The sequence below is a fragment of the Streptomyces daghestanicus genome (genome assembly GCF_020521275.1).
GTDB classification, from domain to species: Bacteria; Actinomycetota; Actinomycetes; order Streptomycetales; family Streptomycetaceae; genus Streptomyces; species Streptomyces griseoviridis.
Window position 1 is genome coordinate 272,087 of sequence record NZ_BNDX01000002.1, and the last position, 16,424, is coordinate 288,510.

The window sequence follows — 16,424 nt, forward strand, 5'->3', positions numbered from 1 at the left end:
CCGATTCCGCTTCGATTCCTATGGGGAACCGTAGGATTGCGGCCCGCCGTACGCAAGGGGGAGGTGCGGGGAGGCGCGGTCTCCTCAGGAAGGATGACCGGAACCCGACCCCAGGGGGGATTCGACCGGTCGGACTCGTGTTCTACGCTCGCGGACATGTCGTGGACGCGGAGAGGCTTCGCCGCGCTCGCGGTCTGTGTCCTGCTGCTGACCGGATCCGCGGGCTGCGGCACCAGTGACACGGACGGACCGGAGCGTCCGGCGGTGACCGCGGCCGCGGGCCGGCTCCTCGACGACACCGACGAGGACGGCCGGCGGCTGCGCGAGGTCGGCCGCGAGGACGCCCCGGAGGTCGGCATCGAGGTGCAGCCGGAGGCCGACGGCGACTGGCGGGTACGCCTGACCGTCCGAGGCTTCCGCTTCTCGCCCGCCGGCACGCCCGCCGAGGCGGTGGCCGGCCGGGGCCTGGCGTACCTCTACGTCGACGGCGCGCTGGTCGCCCGGCTGCGCGACCCCGCCCACCGCCTCGCCGCCGGACTCGTGCCGCGCGGCACCCACCACGTCACGGCCCGTCTGTACGCCGACGACGGCACGGTCTGGGCCGTCGACGGCGAGCCGGTCGAGAACACGGCGGACATCACGGCGTCGGGGGTGACGGACGCGGCGGACGCTCCGAGCCCGGCGGACGATCCGAGCCCGGCGGACGCGCGAGGCACGGCGGACGGTCCGAGCCCGGCGGACGCGCGAGGCGCGGCGGACGTGCCCGACCCGGTGGACGCGCGAGGCGCGGCGGACGCGGTGGACGACACGGAACCGGCGAGGGACCCGGCGGTCCCGGCGGGCCCCGCGCACCCGGCCCGCACGGCGCACCGTAAGGCCGGCACCACGGCGGCGCCCGCCGCCCCGGAACCCCCAACTCCGGACCCCCGTTCACGGGACGCCGACGGGAAGGCATCATGAACGGCGTGCCCCACGCGACCCCGCTCCGCCGCGCTCCGGTCCAGCGGCGCAGCGCCGAACGGCTGACCCGCATTCTCGACGCCTGCGCCGACCTCCTGGACGAGGTCGGTTACGAGGAGCTGAGCACCCGGGCCGTCGCCGAGCGCGCCGGCGTGCCCATCGGCTCGGTGTACCGCTTCTTCGGCAACAAACGGCAGATGGCCGACGCCCTCGCCCAGCGCAACCTGGAGCGCTTCACCCGGCGCGTCACCGAGCGCCTGGCACGGGCCGGGGAGACCGGCTGGCGCACGGCCCTGGACACGGTCCTCGACGAGTACCTCGCGATGAAGCGGACCGCGCCCGGGTTCTGCCTGGTCGACTTCGGCAACCAGATCCCGGTAGGCGACCGCCAGGCCGCGCCCAACCACCGGGTCGCCGACCGCCTCGCCGAGCTGCTCGCCGCCTCCCTGGGCCGGCGCCCCGACGACGACCTGCGGCGCGTCTTCCTGGTCGCCGTCGAGACCGCCGACACCCTGGTGCAGCTCGCCTTCCGGGTCGCACCGGACGGCGACCCGAAGATCATCGCCGAGGCGCGGGAGCTGCTGCGGTCCTATCTGGGGCGGGCCCTGGACCGGTAGGGCCCGCCCCGGCCGCCGAAGCCGCCTACCGGGGTCCGCCGTTCACCCGGCCGGGTGCGCTGCCCGGCGCCGGGGCCGGCACCCGGGCCCGGGCCCAGGTCAGCACCTCCTCGGAGTTCAGGCCCGGAATCCAGGCGTCGGCCCGCCGGGCGTCCGCGTGGTCCGGCCGGGGCCCCACGCCGAGCACCCGCAGGCCCGCGCGGCGCGCCGAGTCGACCCCGGTGAGGGAGTCCTCGACCGCGAGGGCGGCCCCCGGCGGGACCCCGCACAGTTGCGCGGCCCTGCGGTACACGTCGGGCCACGGCTTGGGCCGTACCGCCTCCGGGGCCTCGCCGTCGTCGCCGGACGGGGGCGGGGGAGCCTCCCCGGGCGTCACCGTGGCGACGACGACATGGTCGAAGTACCGGAGCAGCCCGGCCCGGTCGAGGCTCTCCTCCACCACCTGCCGGGGGCAGTTGCTGGCCACCGCCAGGGGCAGCCGGCCCGCGAGCAGCCGTACGAACTCGGCGGCGCCCGGCATGGTCAGCGGTTCCTCCGCGACGAGGGACAGGAAGTGTTCGAGCAGGGCGGCGGTCAGCTCCGGGGCCAGGTCGGGCTTGTGGGTCTCCTCCGCCATCAGGCGTCCGCAGTCGACGTAGTGCACGCCCTTGGCCCGCTCGGCGAACCCCGGCGGGGGCAGCAGCCCGAAGGCGCGGAAGGCGCGGCTGCGCGCGTCCTGCCAGTGGCGTTCGGTGTCCATGAGGGTGCCGTCGCAGTCGAAGACGACGGCGTCGGGTGACCAGTTCAGCAGGGAAGGAGGCATTGACGTCACAGTGGCTCCTGGATGGGGGCGGTCACGCGTCGACGGGACCGCGAGTGGGGGGTGGTGCGGCTGCCCGCGCCGGCTCGGTGGTGCCGGCCTCCCGGCACCGGATTCCTGTCGGAGGGCCGGCCTCCCGCACCGGGCCGCCGGCAGCCCGCAATTCGGGCATCAGCCGCAAAAGTAAAACATTGCGACGACTACGTTATTTCGGCCCCGAAAAGTGAGGCAATCACCGCTTCGAGTGCTCGACCGTCGGACGGAGAGGGTGTATGCGACGGCCGCGCCCGTGCTGTCCGTGCCGTTCTGAGCGGCCGTCATCATGCGGCGGGCCGAACGGAGTTGAGGCATATTCGAGGGGAATTAATCACCCCGGCGGATGCCGGGCGGCGGTACCGGCCGGTGAACCAAGAAGGGTATGCGAAAGGCCACTTGCCACTCGCCCGCGTTCACATTCGAAAGAAAAGCGCAATTACCGCGCGAGGGTGGCGAATTGCTGCTCCAGGCGTACGCGGGCGCACTACATTTTCCGTCGTTCATTCCGGAACACCGAGCGAAGGTGCATGAGACCTTGCAGGAACGGGCCCGAGCAACCCGCAGATCACTCCTGGACGCGGCTGCCCACCTCTTCGCCCAGCAGGGATACGCGGGGACGAGTGTCAACGACATAAGCGCCCGGTCCGGACGGACCAGCGGGTCCGTCTACTTCCACTACGCCAGCAAGGAGGGCATCGCCCTCGCCGTGGTCCGGGCCGGCTTCGCCACCTGGCCGGGCCTGGTCGCACGGTACGGCGACCGGAGCATGCCGCCGCTGGACCGCCTGGTCGCGCTGAGCTACGAGGTCGCCCGCGCCCTCGCCGAAGACCCCCTGACCCGCGCGGGAGCCCGGCTGTGGGCGGAGCGGGACACGATCGGCGTGCCCCTCCCCGACCCCTTCCCCCTCTGGACGACCGCCGTCACCCGGCTGCTGGCCCAGGCCCGGTCCGGCGGTGAACTGGCCGCCCATGTCCGGCCGGCCCCCGCCGCCCGCACCCTGGTCCGCGCCTTCTTCGGCTTCTGCACCCTCACCGAGGCGCTGGAGGGCCCGGGCGCCCTCCCCGGCCGCCTGTCCGACTGGTGGCAGCTGACCCTGCCCTCGCTCCAGGACCCCCCGCGTCCCGGACGGTCCTCCGCGTGGCCGGGCCCGGCCGACGGCGGCCCGCATCCGCTGGAACGGACCGTGCCGGGGCCCGCGCGACCGGTCTCCCGCCCGTCGCCGGGCGCCGCGCGGGCGACCGTCTCCCTTCCGGTCGGCTCGCCGGTCCCGCGCCGCGCCTCCGAGTCCTCGCGGCGGTCCTGAACCCCGGGGGCCCGGCGCGGCGGGTCACGGGCCGCCGAGGCCCCGGGCCACCGCGCGGGCGGCCGGGTCGTCCCGGCCCCTCCCCGGCATGCGTACCGGTCGGTATGCTCGGCTCGGCGGGACGTCCCTGTCCGCGGGACGTCCCGTGCCCGCCGTCGCCCGTGCCCCGCCGTTCCCCTGCCCCACCCCGCCCCCGCCCTCGCGCCGCCGCCCTCCGGAGGACCCGTGACCCGCACCGCCCTGCGCATCTGCCCCCTGTGCGAGGCCACCTGTGGCCTGACGCTGACCATCGAGGGCGCCCGGGTCACCGGCGCCCGGGGCGACCGCGACGACGTCTTCAGCCGGGGCTTCCTCTGCCCGAAGGGCGCCTCCTTCGGCGCTCTCGACGCCGACCCCGACCGGCTCCGGGTGCCGCTGGTGCGGCGCGGCGGACGGCTGCGCGAGGCGAGCTGGGAGGAGGCGTTCGCCGCCGTCGCCGACGGCGTCCGGCCCCTGATCGAGCGGTACGGCCCGCAGACCGTGGGCGTCGTCCTCGGCAACCCCAACGTCCACACCGTGGCCGGCGCCCTCTACCCGCCGCTGCTGCTCGGCGCCCTCGGCACCCGCGCCGTCTTCACCGCGTCCACCCTCGACCAGATGCCCAAGCACGTCTCCAGCGGCCTGCTCTTCGGGGACGCCAACGCCATCCCGGTACCCGACCTCGATCGCACCGACCACCTCCTGGTCATCGGCGCCAACCCGCTGGAGTCCAACGGCAGTCTGTGCACCGCCCCCGACTTCCCCGGCCGTCTCAAGGCGCTCAAGGCCCGCGGCGGCACCCTCACCGTCGTCGACCCGCGCCGCACCCGCACCGCGCGCCTCGCCGACCGGCACCTCGCGATCCGGCCCGGCACCGACGCGCTGCTGCTCGCCGCCGTCGCCCACGTCCTGCTGGCCGAGGACCTGGCCGACCTCGGCCCGCTCGCCGCGCACGTCCAGGGACTCGGCGAACTGAGGGCGGAACTCGCCGAGTTCACGCCGGAGGCGGTCGCCACCGCCTGCGACCTGGACGCCGCCCTGATCCGTACCGTCGCCCGGGAGCTGGCCGCCGCCCCCACCGCGGCCGTCTACGCCCGCATCGGCAGCTGCACCGTCGCGCACGGCACCCTCGCCAGCTGGCTGGTCGACGTCCTCAACGTCCTCACCGGCAACCTCGACCGGCCCGGCGGCGCCCTCTTCCCGCTGGCCGCCACCGCCCCGGCCCCGCGCCCCGCCGGACCGGGCCACGGCTTCGCGCTCGGCCGCTGGCGCTCCCGGGTGAGCGGACACCCCGAGGCCAAGGGCGAACTGCCGCTCGCCGCGCTCGCCGAGGAGATCGACACCGCGACCGCCGAGGGCGAGCCGCTGCGCGCGCTGATCACCGTCGCCGCCAACCCCGTCCTGTCCGCCCCCGACGGCGACCGCCTCGACAAGGCCCTGGCCTCCCTCGACTTCATGGTCAGCGTCGACCCCTACCTGGGCGAGACCGCGCGCCACGCGCACGTCGTACTGCCCCCGCCGCCGCCCGCGCAGAGCCCCCACCACGACTTCGCCCTGAACACCCTCGCCGTCCGCAACCAGGTCCGCTACACCCGCCCGGCCGTCCCCCTGGAACCCGGCCGGATGGCCGAGAGCGAGATCATGGCCCGGCTGATCCTCGCCGTCAGCGGCGGGCACGGGACCGACCCGGCCACCGTCGACGCCACCGCGATCCGGCAGACCCTGGACCGTGCCGTACGCACCCCGCACTCCCCGGCGCACGGCCGCGACCCCGGGGAACTGGCCGCCCTGCTCACCGGCGCCGACGGCCCCGAGCGTCGCCTCGACCTGATGCTCCGCCTCGGCCCCTACGGCGACGGCTTCGGCGCCCGGCCCGGCGGACTGACCCTGGACCGACTCCTCGCCCACCCGCACGGCATCGACCTGGGCCCGCTCCGCCCCCGCCTGCCGCAGCCGCTGAAGACCCGCAGCGGCGCGGTGGAACTGCTGCCCGGCCCGATCGCCGCCGACCTGCCCCGGCTGCGGCGGGCACTGGCCGACCGCCCCGCCGGACTCGTCCTGGTCGGCCGCCGCCACCTGCGCTCCAACAACAGCTGGATGCACAACGTCCCCGCCCTGACCGGCGGCTCCAACCGCTGCACCCTGCACCTCCACCCCGAGGACGCCGCCCGGCTCGGCCTGCGCGACGGGGCGGCCGTACGCGTGAAGGGCGACGGGGGAGAGGTGACCGTCCCCGCCGAGGTCACCGAGGACATCCGGCCCGGCGTGGTGAGCCTGCCGCACGGCTGGGGCCACGACCGCCCCGGCACCCGCCTCGGCCACGCCGCCGGCGATCCCGGCGCCAACGTCAACCAGCTCCTCGACGGCCGTCTGCTCGACCCGCTGTCGGGCAACGCGGTCCTCAACGGCGTGCCGGTCGCGCTGACACCCGTACGGTGACCAGGGGTTTTGCGCTTATTGCTCGCGTGTCAACATCTTGTTAACACCGAGTGGACGCACCTAACGTCGTCGCACCGCCGGTCCCAGGTGGGATGTTCAAGGGCGAACGTTAGGTACTCCACTCATGCTGACCCTCCTCGGCTTCGCCATGATCGCGACCTTCCTGGTCCTGATCATGCTGAAGAAGATGTCCCCGATCGCGGCGCTCGTGCTGATCCCCGCGCTGTTCTGCGTCCTCGTCGGCAAGGGCGCCGAACTCGGCGACTACGTCATCGACGGCGTCTCCAGCCTCGCCCCCACCGCGGCGATGCTGATGTTCGCGATCGTCTACTTCGGCGTGATGATCGACGTCGGACTGTTCGACCCGGTCGTCCGGGCGATCCTGCGGTTCTGCAAGGCCGACCCGATGCGGATCGTCGTCGGCACCGCGCTGCTCGCCGCGATCGTCTCCCTGGACGGCGACGGCTCCACCACCTTCATGATCACGGTGTCGGCGATGTACCCGCTGTACAAGCGGCTGAAGATGAGCCTGGTCGTGATGACCGGCATCGCCGCCATGGCCAACGGCGTGATGAACACGCTGCCCTGGGGCGGCCCCACCGCCCGCGCCGCCACCGCGCTCAAGGTCGACGCCACCGACATCTTCGTCCCGATGATCCCGGCGCTCGCCGTCGGCCTGCTCTTCGTCCTCGTCCTCGCCTACGTGCTCGGCCTGCGCGAGCGCAAGCGGGTCGGCACCCTCACCCTGACCGAGGTGCTGGTGGAGGAGAAGGAGACCGTGCCGGCGGGCGCGGGTGGCGGCGGTACGCAACCCCGGCCGGCGACCGGCGGCACGGTCGGCTCCGACGACTTCCAGGGCCTCGACCCCCACCGCCCCACCCTGCGCCCCGAGCTGTACTGGTTCAACGCGCTGCTCACCGTCGTCCTGCTCACCGCGATGATCATGGAGCTGCTGCCGATCCCGGTGCTGTTCCTGCTCGGCGCCGCGCTCGCGCTCACCGTCAACTTCCCCCACATGCCCGACCAGAAGGCCCGGATCGCCGCCCACGCCGACAACGTCCTCAACGTCTCCGGCATGGTCTTCGCCGCCGCCGTCTTCACCGGCGTCCTGACCGGCACCGGCATGGTCGACCACATGGCCGACTGGCTGGTGGGCGCCATCCCCGACGCCATGGGCCCGCACATGGCCCTCGTCACCGGCGTCCTGAGCCTGCCGCTCACCTACTTCATGTCCAACGACGGCTTCTACTTCGGTGTCCTGCCGGTCCTCGCCGAGGCCGGCCAGGCGCACGGCGTCTCCACCCTGGAGATCGCCCGCGCCTCCATCGTCGGCCAGCCGCTGCACATGTCCAGCCCGCTCGTCCCCGCCGTGTACGTGCTGGTCGGCATGGCCAAGGTCGAGTTCGGCGACCACACCCGGTTCGTGGTGAAGTGGGCCGCCCTGACCTGCCTCGCCGTGCTCGGGTCGGCCGTCCTGTTCGGCATCGTCTGATCCCGGCCCGCCCGTCCAGGAGGAAACGACCATGGTGTCCGGTGGGAACCGCCGCTGGCTGCTCCGCCTCGTCATCGCCTTCTCGTTCGCGCAAGGAGCGGTGTCGATGGCCCGGCCCGCCGTCTCCTACCGGGCCCTCGCGCTCGGCGCCGACGAACGGGCGGTCGGCGTGATCGCGGGCGTCTACGCCCTCCTGCCGCTGTTCGCCGCCGTCCCCCTCGGCCGCCGCACCGACCACGGCCGCTGCGCCCCGCTGCTGCCCGCCGGCGTCGTCCTGATCTCCGGCGGCTGCGTCCTCAGCGGCGTCGCCGGGTCGCTCGGCACGATGGCGCTGTGGAGCGGGGTGATGGGCCTCGGGCACCTGTGCTTCGTGATCGGCGCGCAGTCCCTGGTCGCCCGCCAGTCGGCCCCGCACGAACAGGACCGCAACTTCGGCCACTTCACCATCGGCGCCTCCCTCGGCCAGCTCGTCGGGCCCGTCGCCGCGGGCGCGGTCGTCGACGGCGCCGCCATGGCGCACAGCAGCGCGGTGGCGCTGGTGGCGGCGGGCGCGGGCGGCGCGGTCGCCCTGACCTCGCTGTGGCGCACAGAGGACCGTACGGCGGTCAAGGCGTCCGCCGTGCCGGGCGCCCGCGTCCCGGTGGGCCGCATCCTGCGGGCCCGGGGCGTGCCCGCGGGCATGCTGATCAGCCTCTCCGTGCTCTCCGCGACCGACATCCTCACCGCCTACCTGCCGGTGGTCGGTGAGCACCGGGGCATCGCCCCCTCGGTGATCGGGGTCCTGCTCAGCCTGCGCGCCGCCGCCACCATCGCCTGCCGGCTGGTGCTGACCCCGCTGCTGCGGCTGCTCGGCCGCACCACGCTGCTCACGGTGACCTGTCTGCTGGCCGCCCTGCTCTGCGCGGGCGTCGCGCTGCCGTTGCCGGTCCCGGCGCTGGGCCTGGTCCTCGTGGTCCTCGGCTTCTGCCTGGGCGTCGGCCAGCCGCTGTCCATGACGACGGTGGTCCAGGCCGCCCCCGACGGCGCCCGCTCCACCGCCCTCGCCCTGCGCCTGACCGGCAACCGCCTCGGCCAGGTCGCCGCGCCCGCCGCGGCCGGCCTGATCGCCGGGGTGGCCGGCGTCGCCGCCCCCTTCGTGATGCTGGGCGCCCTGCTCCTGCTCTCCTCGGGCGTCGCCCTGCGCTCCCCGTCCCGTCCCCCGGCGCGGGACGACGGCCCGCCGCCCCCTGAGCGGCCCGCCCCCGGGCGCCCCGCACGCCCCGAGGGCGCCCCCGCCCCGGCCCGGACGCCGGAGCCGGAGGAGTAGCCGAGGGCCGGCGACGCCGCCTTCTGGACCGTTCTCCGCCGTGTCGTCCGGCTTGTTCCCGGGCCGGGTGAGCCGTGCCATGGGAGCGGCCCCTGGTGCCGGAAAACTAACGGCGCTAGTTTGGGGCGCGGACGACGAGGACCGCCGGAAGGAACGCGATGAAGGCACAGGACGGCATGTACATCGACGGCGCCTGGCGACCCGCCCGGAGCCAGGAGACCATCGCGGTCGTGAACCCGGCCGACGAGCAGGTGATCGGCCGGGTCCCGGCCGGGGACGCGCAGGACGTCGACAGCGCCGTGCGGGCAGCCCGCGCCGCCCTGCCGGGCTGGGCCGCCACCCCGCCCGCCGAGCGGGGCGCCCGGCTCGCCGCCCTCCGGGACGTCCTGGTGGCCCGCAAGGACGAGATCGCCGAGACGGTCACCGCGGAACTGGGCGCCCCGCTGAAGTTCTCCGAGGCCGTGCACGCCGGCGCGCCGATCGCCGTGGCCGGCTCCTACGCCGAGCTGGCGGCTACGTACGCCTTCGAGGAGAAGGTCGGCAACTCCACGGTGTACCTGGAGCCGGTCGGCGTGGTCGGCGCCATCACCCCCTGGAACTACCCGCTGCACCAGATCGTCGCCAAGGCCGCCCCGGCGCTCGCGGCGGGCTGCACGGTCGTGCTGAAGCCGGCCGAGGACACCCCGCTGGTCGCCCAGCTCTTCGCGGAGGCGGTGCACGAGGCCGGCGTCCCGGCCGGCGTCTTCAACCTGGTCACCGGGCTCGGCCCGGTCGCCGGGCAGGCCCTCGCCGAACACCCCGGCGTCGACCTGGTCTCCTTCACCGGCTCCACGGCCGTCGGCCGCCGGATCGGCGCGAGCGCCGGCGCCGCCGTCAAGCGGGTCGCCCTGGAACTGGGCGGCAAGTCCGCCAACGTGATCCTGCCCAGCGCCGACCTCGCCAAGGCGGTCAACGTCGGCGTCGCCAACGTGATGTCCAACTCCGGTCAGACGTGCAGCGCCTGGACCCGCATGCTGGTCCACCGCGACCGGTACGACGAGGCCGTCGAACTGGCCGCGGCCGCCGCCGCCAAGTACGGCGACCGGATCGGCCCGGTCGTCAACGACGGGCAGCGCCGGCGGGTGCGCGGCTACATCGAGAAGGGTGTCGCCGAGGGCGCCCGGCTGGTCGCCGGCGGCCCCGACGCCCCGCGCGCACCGGGCTACTACGTCCGGCCGACCGTCTTCGCCGACGTCACCGAGGACATGACCATCGCCCAGGAGGAGATCTTCGGCCCGGTCCTGACGATCCTGCGGTACGAGGACGAGGAGGACGCCCTGCGCATCGCCAACGGCACGGTCTACGGGCTGGCCGGCGCCGTCTGGGCCGGCGACGAGGCGGAGGCGGTCGCCTTCGCCCGCCGGATGGAGACCGGGCAGGTCGACATCAACGGCGGCCGGTTCAACCCGCTCGCCCCGTTCGGCGGGTACAAGCAGTCCGGCGTGGGCCGCGAACTCGGCACGCACGGCCTGGCCGAGTACCTGCAGACCAAGTCCCTTCAGTTCTAGGAGAGTCGTAGTCGTCATGGTTGTCCGCGCCGCCGTCGTACCCGCCATCGGCTCCCCGCTGGAGATCACCGGCATCGAGCTGCCCGACCCCGGTCCCGGCCAGGTCCGGGTCCGGCTCACCGCCGCCGGGGTCTGCCACTCCGACCTGTCCCTGTCCAACGGCACCATGCGGCTGCCGCTGCCCGCCGTCCTCGGCCACGAGGGCGCCGGCACGGTCCTCGCCGTCGGCGAAGGGGTCGAGGGCCTCGCCCCCGGCGCCCCCGTCGTCCTCAACTGGGCCCCGTCCTGCGGCGCCTGCCACCCCTGCTCGCTCGGCGAGGTCTGGCTCTGCGCCGACGCCCTGTCCGGCGCGGCCCGCACGCACGCCCGCCGCTCCGACGACGGCACCGGCCTGCACCCCGGTCTGAACGTCGCCGCGTTCGCCGAGGAGACGGTCGTCGACGCCTCCTGCGTGCTGCCCGCCCCCGAGGGCATCCCGCTCACCGACGCCGCGCTGCTCGGCTGCGCCGTCCTCACCGGCTACGGCGCCGTCCACCACGCGGCCCGGGTCCGCGAGGGCGAGACGGTCGCCGTCTTCGGCGTCGGGGGTGTGGGCCTGGCCACCCTCCAGGCGGCCCGTATCGCCGGCGCCTCGAAGATCGTCGCCGTGGACGTGTCGCCCGAGAAGGAGGAACTCGCCCGCGCCGCCGGCGCCACCGACTACCTCCTCGCCTCCGACACCACCCCCCGCGAGATCCGCGCCCTCACCGGCCGGCAGGGCGTCGACGTGGCCATCGAGTGCGTGGGCCGCGCGACCACCATCCGCACCGCCTGGGAGTCCACCCGGCGTGGCGGCCGGACCACGGTCGTCGGCATCGGCGGCAAGGACCAGCAGGTCACCTTCAACGCCCTGGAGATCTTCCACTGGGGCCGCACCCTGTCCGGCTGCGTCTACGGCAACAGCGACCCCGCCCGCGACCTCCCGGTCATCGCCGACCACGTCCGGGCGGGCCGCCTGGACCTCGGCGCCCTGGTGACCGAGCGCATCGCCCTCGACGGCATCCCGGCCGCCTTCGAGAACATGCTGGCCGGCAAGGGCGGCCGGGCGCTGGTCGTCTTCTAGGCCGTGTCCGTGACGTCCCTCCGTCCGCCCGGGGGCGGGTCACGCGGCGTCCGGTGGGTGCTCCCGCCGTGCCGGACGCGGGCCCTCGTACCGCGCGTACTCGGGACCGTGTCCGGTGCGGCGAGAGTGCGTGCCGGGCGTCACGGGAAGAGCGGGACTTCGCGGACACGGTCAGCGGCGCGCGGGGTGCTCGTGTGGCTCGGCGGGGGGAACGGCGGTGGTGTCCCGCGCCCGGGACCGGGACACCGCCACCCCCGCCAGGCACAGCGCCCCGCCCGCCAGCGTCAGCGCCCCCGGCACCTCGCCCAGCGCCGGCCATGACATCAGCACGACCAGCGCGGGCACCGCGTACGTCGTCGCCCCCATCCGCCCGGCGGTCGTACGGGCCAGCGCGTAGGCCCATGTCGTGAAGGCCAGCGCGGTCGGGAAGACGCCCAGGCAGACCATGGTGAGCGTGGCGGACAGGGGCGCGCCGGCGGCCTCGTGCGCCAGCTGCCCGGCGAACGGCAGGCAGACCACCGCGCCGATCGCGCACCCCCACGTCGTCACCTGGAGGGCGCTCGCCCGGCCCAGGGCCGGCTTCTGGGCGACGACCCCGGCGGCGTACGCCACGGCCGCCAGCAGGCACAGCACCACCCCGAGCGGCGAGGCGCCGCCCCCGCCCGACATGGACAGCCCCACGGTCACCGCCCCGGCGAACGACACCGCCATCCCGGCCGGCAGCCGCGGCGGCATCACATCCCCGAGCAGGCGCGAGGCGAGCAGCGCCATCAGCAGCGGCCCGACGTTCACCACCAGCGCGGCGGTGCCCGCGTCGACCTCCCGCTCGCCCCAGTTCAGGGCGACCGTGTAGAAGCCGGACCAGAGCACGCCCGACAGCGCGATGCCCCGCCAGGCCGACCGCGGCGGCAGCCCCTCCCGCCGCACCAGGCAGATCAGCCCCAGCACCACCACCCCGGAGAGCAGCCGGCCGAGCGCCAGCGCGCCGGGGGAGTACACCTCGCCCGCGCTGCGGATGGCGACGAAGGCCGAGGCCCACAGGACGACGGTGACGGTGGCGGCACCGGCGGCGAGCAGCCCGGCACGGCGGGACACGGCGGGTTTCATCGGGCTCCGGAAAGGTGTTGTGGTGCGGTCAGCGCAGTGCCGCCGCGTCGATACCGAACAGCTCGGACAGCGCGCGGTCGCCCGCCGCCGTCACCTTCACCGCCCGTTCGCTGCCGATGCGCACGCACCAGCCCGCGTCCAGGGCGTGCCGGCACAGGGCCGCGCCCGCCACCCCGGCCAGGTGCGGCCGGCGCTCGGTCCAGTCCAGACAGCCGCGGGCCAGCGGACGGCGTCCGGTGCGGGCGAGCGGGATGCCATGGGCGTCGAACCAGGCCAGCCCCGGGTCGGTGAGCGCGAACCCGGTGTCCTGCCGCAGCAGGCCAAGCCCGGTCAGCGCGTCGGTCACCGCGATCCCGAGCCGCCCGGCGAGATGGTCGTAGCAGGTCCGCGCGCGGGCCATCGCCGACCCGGCGCCGGCGGCGGCCAGGGTGCGCGGACGCCGCGCCGCCCCGGGCGCGACCTGCGCGGCCAGGTCCTCCACGAGCTGGGCGACCCGGTCGTCGGCCAGCCGTACGTACCGGTGCCGCCCCTGCCGCTCCTCGGCCAGCAGACCGCCCGCGACCAGCTTGCCGAGGTGCTCGCTGGCCGTGGACGCGGCGACCCCCGCGTGCCGGGCCAGCTCCCCGGCGGTCCACGCCCGCCCGTCGAGCAGCGCCAGCAGGCAGGCCGCCCGCGTCTCGTCGGCGAACAGCCCGGCCAGCCGCGCCAGCCCGGCCGCACCGGGGTCCTTGGTGGTCATGCGTCCCAGGATGCGGCACGGACCGTTCGGCGGGCACCGAAGGGTCCGGGAGACGGCACGCCCGGGACCGAGAGGGGAAAATGGAACAAAACGGCACGATGTCCTCTTGACGGGAAGAAGCTCAGGAAACCCGGACCGAGGTCCCGGACAGGAAGCGTGACGGCGGACATGGACGTACGACAGGACACTTCGGACACGGCGGACACGGGGGACACGGCGCACGACGTGCGGCACCGGAACAACGTCACGGTGACCGGCGACCCCGACGGCCCGGTGGTGGTCCTGGCCCACGGCTTCGGCTGCGACCAGCAGATGTGGCGGCTGGTGGTGCCCCGGCTGGCCGAGCGGCACCGGGTGGTCCTGTTCGACTACGTCGGCTCCGGCCGGTCCGACCCGGCGGCCTGGGACGCGGACCGGTACGCCTCGCTGGAGGGCTACGCCCAGGACGTGGTCGACGTGCTGCGCGAGCTGGACCTGGAGCGGGTGACCTTCGTCGGGCACTCGGTGAGCGCGATGGCCGGCGTCCTGGCCGCCCGCATGGCCCCGGACCGCATCGCGGCCCTGGCCCTGGTCACCCCGTCCCCGCGCTACCTCGACGACGACGGATACCGCGGCGGCTTCACCCAGGAGGACATCCGGGAACTGCTCGCCTCGCTGGAGTCGAACTACCTCGGCTGGTCCTCCGTGATGGCCCCGGTCGTCATGGGCAACCCCGACCGCCCGGAGCTGGGGCAGGAGTTGACCGACAGCTTCTGCGCCACCGACCCGGCGATGGCCCGGGTCTTCGCCCGCACGACGTTCCTCTCCGACAACCGCGGGGACCTGGCCGGGGTGAAGGTGCCGACCCTGATCCTGGAGTGCGCCGAGGACGCCCTCGCCCCCCGGGGCGTCGGCGCCTTCGTGCAGGCCCGCGTCCCCGGCTCCCGCCTGGTCACCCTGGACGCCACCGGCCACTGCCCGCAGCTCAGCGCCCCCGAGGCCACGGCCGACGCCCTGCTCGACTTCCTGGACCGCGCCCGTGACGCCCGCCCCGGGACCTGACCGGGAACCGGCGCCCGCACCCGGCCCCTGCGCGGACAGCGCCGAGGAACTCTACGAGACCGCCCCCTGCGGTTTCCTCTCCACGGCCATGGACGGCACCATCACCAAGATCAACGGGACGCTGCTGCGCTGGCTCGGCCGGGACCGGGCCGGCACGGTGGGCCGGGCCCGGTTCAGCGACCTGCTCACCACGGGCGGCCGGCTGTACCACGAGACCCACTTCGCCCCGCTGCTGAGCATGCGCGGTGAGATCGGCGGCATCGCCCTGCAGATGCGCACCGCGACCGGCGACCGCCTGCCCGTGCTGGTCTCCGCCGCCGTCAGGTACGCCGCCGACGGCACACCCGCGCTGGTCCACTTCACCGTCTTCGACGCCGCCGACCGGCGCACCTACGAGGAGGAGCTGCTGCGCCGCAGGGCCGCCGCCGACGAGGCCCGCGACCTGGCCGAGGCGGCGCTGCGGGAGGCGGAGGAGGCCCGCGCCCGCTCCGAGGCCGACCGCAGCCGGCTGACCGACGCCCTCGCCGTGCTCCAGCAGGCCCTGCTCCCCGCCGAACTGCCCACCGTGCCCGGCCTGGACGTCGCCTCGTACTACTACACGGCCTCGCCCGACCGGCTCGGCGGCGACTTCTACGACCTGTTCGCCCTGGACGCCCGCCGCTGGGCGTTCTTCCTCGGCGACGTCACCGGCAAGGGCCCGAGGGCCGCCGCCGTCACCTCGCTGACCCGCTACACGCTGCGCGCGGCCGTCTTCCAGGAGTCCGACCCGGCCGGCGCCCTGACCACCCTCAACGCCGTCCTGTACGACCGCTACGGCGCCGACGCCGACCCCCGCCACTGCACGGCGGTCGTCGGCGTCGTCGAACCCGACCCGGAGCGGGGGCGCGCCACGGTCCGCCTCGCCTCCGGCGGCCACCCGCCGCCCCTGCTGCTGCGCGCGGCCGGGCCGGTCGGCACGGCGGACCGGGCGGAGTGCGTGCTCATGCCCGGCGGCATGCTGGCCGGCGCCCTGCCCGACGCCTCCTTCACCCCGGCCACCGCCACCCTGGGCCCCGGCGACACCCTGCTCCTCTACACCGACGGCCTCACCGAGGCCCGCCTCGGCCCCGGCCGCACCGACCTGTACGGCGAGGAGCGCCTCCGGGACTTCCTCGCGCGGCAGACCTCCACGGCACCCGAGGACCTGGTCGCCGCCGTCGCCGCCCTGCTGGAGAAGCTCGGTGACGGCGTGGACGACGACACCGCCCTGCTCGCCCTGGGCACCCCGCTCAGTCCTGAGTGACCTGCTCGTACTGCTGGGCCAGCCCGTCCAGCAGGGCCGCGAGGCCCGTCTCGAAGGCCCGCTCGTCGATCTTCTCCTGCTGCTCGGCCAGCCGGTGGGCCTGCTGGAGGTGGGGGTAGTCGGCGGGGTCGTAGGCGCCGGGCTCGGCGGGAAAGCCGCCGGCGAAGGAGCCGAGCGCGGAGCCCATGACGAAGAACCGCATCAGCGCGCCGATCGAGGTGGCCTGGGCCGGCGGCCAGCCCGCCTCGACCATCGCGCCGTAGACGGCGTCCGCCAGGCGCAGGGCGGCCGGACGGCGGCCGGGGCCGTGGGCCAGGACCGGGACGATGTTGGGGTGGTCGCGCAGGGCCGCCCGGTAGGAGACGGCCCAGTCGTGCAGGGCGGTCCGCCAGGGCCGGCCGTCCTCGAACATCGACAGGTCGACCTGGCCGCTCACCGAGTCGGCGACCGCCTCCAGGATCTCGTCCTTGGTGCGGAAGTGGTTGTAGAGGGAGGGGCCGCTGACGCCCAGCTCGGCCGCGAGCCGGCGGGTGGAGACGGCGGCGAGGCCCTCCGCGTCCACCAGCGCGCGGGCCGCCGCGACGATCCGGTCGGTGCTGAGCAGGGGCTTGCGCGGTCGGGCCATGGCGCACATAG

The 16,424-nt window shown here is 75.0% G+C and carries 14 protein-coding genes; 10 read left to right on the plus strand and 4 right to left on the minus strand.

Features of this window, described 5'->3' with window-relative positions:
* Nucleotides 1–156: 156 nt before the first annotated feature.
* Both Sdagh_RS36815 and Sdagh_RS01375 read left to right on the plus strand, forming a co-directional pair.
* Nucleotides 157–960 (plus strand): hypothetical protein, encoded by an 804-nt coding sequence (locus Sdagh_RS36815; RefSeq protein ID WP_370594875.1) that lies wholly within the window; start codon nucleotides 157–159, stop codon nucleotides 958–960.
* The gene (locus Sdagh_RS01375; protein WP_189422789.1) at nucleotides 957–1,577 is read left to right on the plus strand and encodes a TetR/AcrR family transcriptional regulator; all 621 of its coding nucleotides are present in this window, start codon (nucleotides 957–959) and stop codon (nucleotides 1,575–1,577) included. The genes Sdagh_RS36815 and Sdagh_RS01375 overlap by 4 nt, the downstream gene beginning before the upstream one ends.
* A 25-nt stretch (nucleotides 1,578–1,602) precedes the next feature.
* Here the strand turns inward: Sdagh_RS01375 and Sdagh_RS01380 are convergent, their stop codons facing one another.
* Nucleotides 1,603–2,388 carry an HAD family hydrolase gene (locus Sdagh_RS01380; protein WP_370594874.1) on the minus strand — a complete coding sequence of 262 codons (786 nt, stop codon included), beginning with the start codon at nucleotides 2,386–2,388 and terminating at the stop codon, nucleotides 1,603–1,605.
* Nucleotides 2,389–2,935: 547 nt separating this feature from the next.
* Here Sdagh_RS01380 and Sdagh_RS01385 point away from each other — a divergent pair.
* From Sdagh_RS01385 to Sdagh_RS01410, 6 genes are all read left to right on the plus strand, one after another.
* Nucleotides 2,936–3,715 carry a ScbR family autoregulator-binding transcription factor gene (locus Sdagh_RS01385; protein ID WP_189422794.1) on the plus strand — a complete coding sequence of 260 codons (780 nt, stop codon included), beginning with the start codon at nucleotides 2,936–2,938 and terminating at the stop codon, nucleotides 3,713–3,715.
* Nucleotides 3,716–3,940: 225 nt separating this feature from the next.
* The gene (locus Sdagh_RS01390; RefSeq protein ID WP_190078217.1) at nucleotides 3,941–6,172 is read left to right on the plus strand and encodes a molybdopterin oxidoreductase family protein; all 2,232 of its coding nucleotides are present in this window, start codon (nucleotides 3,941–3,943) and stop codon (nucleotides 6,170–6,172) included.
* A gap of 124 nt (nucleotides 6,173–6,296) precedes the next feature.
* On the plus strand, nucleotides 6,297–7,664 hold the full coding sequence (locus Sdagh_RS01395) for a CitMHS family transporter (protein WP_190078218.1): 1,368 nt from the start codon (nucleotides 6,297–6,299) through the stop codon (nucleotides 7,662–7,664).
* 31 nt (nucleotides 7,665–7,695) lie between these two features.
* Complete coding sequence (locus Sdagh_RS01400) at nucleotides 7,696–8,970, plus strand: MFS transporter (RefSeq protein ID WP_189422800.1); 1,275 nt, start codon at nucleotides 7,696–7,698, stop codon at nucleotides 8,968–8,970.
* 158 nt (nucleotides 8,971–9,128) lie between these two features.
* Entirely contained in the window at nucleotides 9,129–10,517 is a 1,389-nt protein-coding gene (locus Sdagh_RS01405; RefSeq protein ID WP_189422802.1) for an aldehyde dehydrogenase family protein, read from the plus strand.
* Nucleotides 10,518–10,533: 16 nt separating this feature from the next.
* Nucleotides 10,534–11,619 carry a Zn-dependent alcohol dehydrogenase gene (locus Sdagh_RS01410; RefSeq protein WP_189422804.1) on the plus strand — a complete coding sequence of 362 codons (1,086 nt, stop codon included), beginning with the start codon at nucleotides 10,534–10,536 and terminating at the stop codon, nucleotides 11,617–11,619.
* 171 nt (nucleotides 11,620–11,790) lie between these two features.
* Here Sdagh_RS01410 and Sdagh_RS01415 read toward each other — a convergent pair whose 3' ends face one another.
* Nucleotides 11,791–12,726, minus strand: a complete 936-nt coding sequence (locus tag Sdagh_RS01415) for a DMT family transporter (protein WP_190078219.1) — start codon at nucleotides 12,724–12,726, stop codon at nucleotides 11,791–11,793.
* A 28-nt stretch (nucleotides 12,727–12,754) separates the two neighbouring features.
* Entirely contained in the window at nucleotides 12,755–13,465 is a 711-nt protein-coding gene (locus tag Sdagh_RS01420; protein ID WP_189422808.1) for an ArsR/SmtB family transcription factor, read from the minus strand.
* A 168-nt stretch (nucleotides 13,466–13,633) separates the two neighbouring features.
* Here Sdagh_RS01420 and Sdagh_RS01425 point away from each other — a divergent pair, with 168 nt between their 5' ends.
* Complete coding sequence (locus Sdagh_RS01425; RefSeq protein WP_190078220.1) at nucleotides 13,634–14,506, plus strand: alpha/beta fold hydrolase; 873 nt, start codon at nucleotides 13,634–13,636, stop codon at nucleotides 14,504–14,506.
* Nucleotides 14,484–15,788 carry a PP2C family protein-serine/threonine phosphatase gene (locus Sdagh_RS01430; RefSeq protein WP_226534417.1) on the plus strand — a complete coding sequence of 435 codons (1,305 nt, stop codon included), beginning with the start codon at nucleotides 14,484–14,486 and terminating at the stop codon, nucleotides 15,786–15,788. The genes Sdagh_RS01425 and Sdagh_RS01430 overlap by 23 nt, the downstream gene beginning before the upstream one ends.
* Here the strand turns inward: Sdagh_RS01430 and Sdagh_RS01435 are convergent.
* A complete protein-coding gene (locus tag Sdagh_RS01435; RefSeq protein WP_189422812.1) occupies nucleotides 15,775–16,413 on the minus strand; it encodes a TetR/AcrR family transcriptional regulator in 639 nt (212 codons plus the stop codon). The two genes, Sdagh_RS01430 and Sdagh_RS01435, sit on opposite strands and share 14 nt — an antisense overlap.
* Between the last annotated feature and the right edge of the window lie 11 nt (nucleotides 16,414–16,424).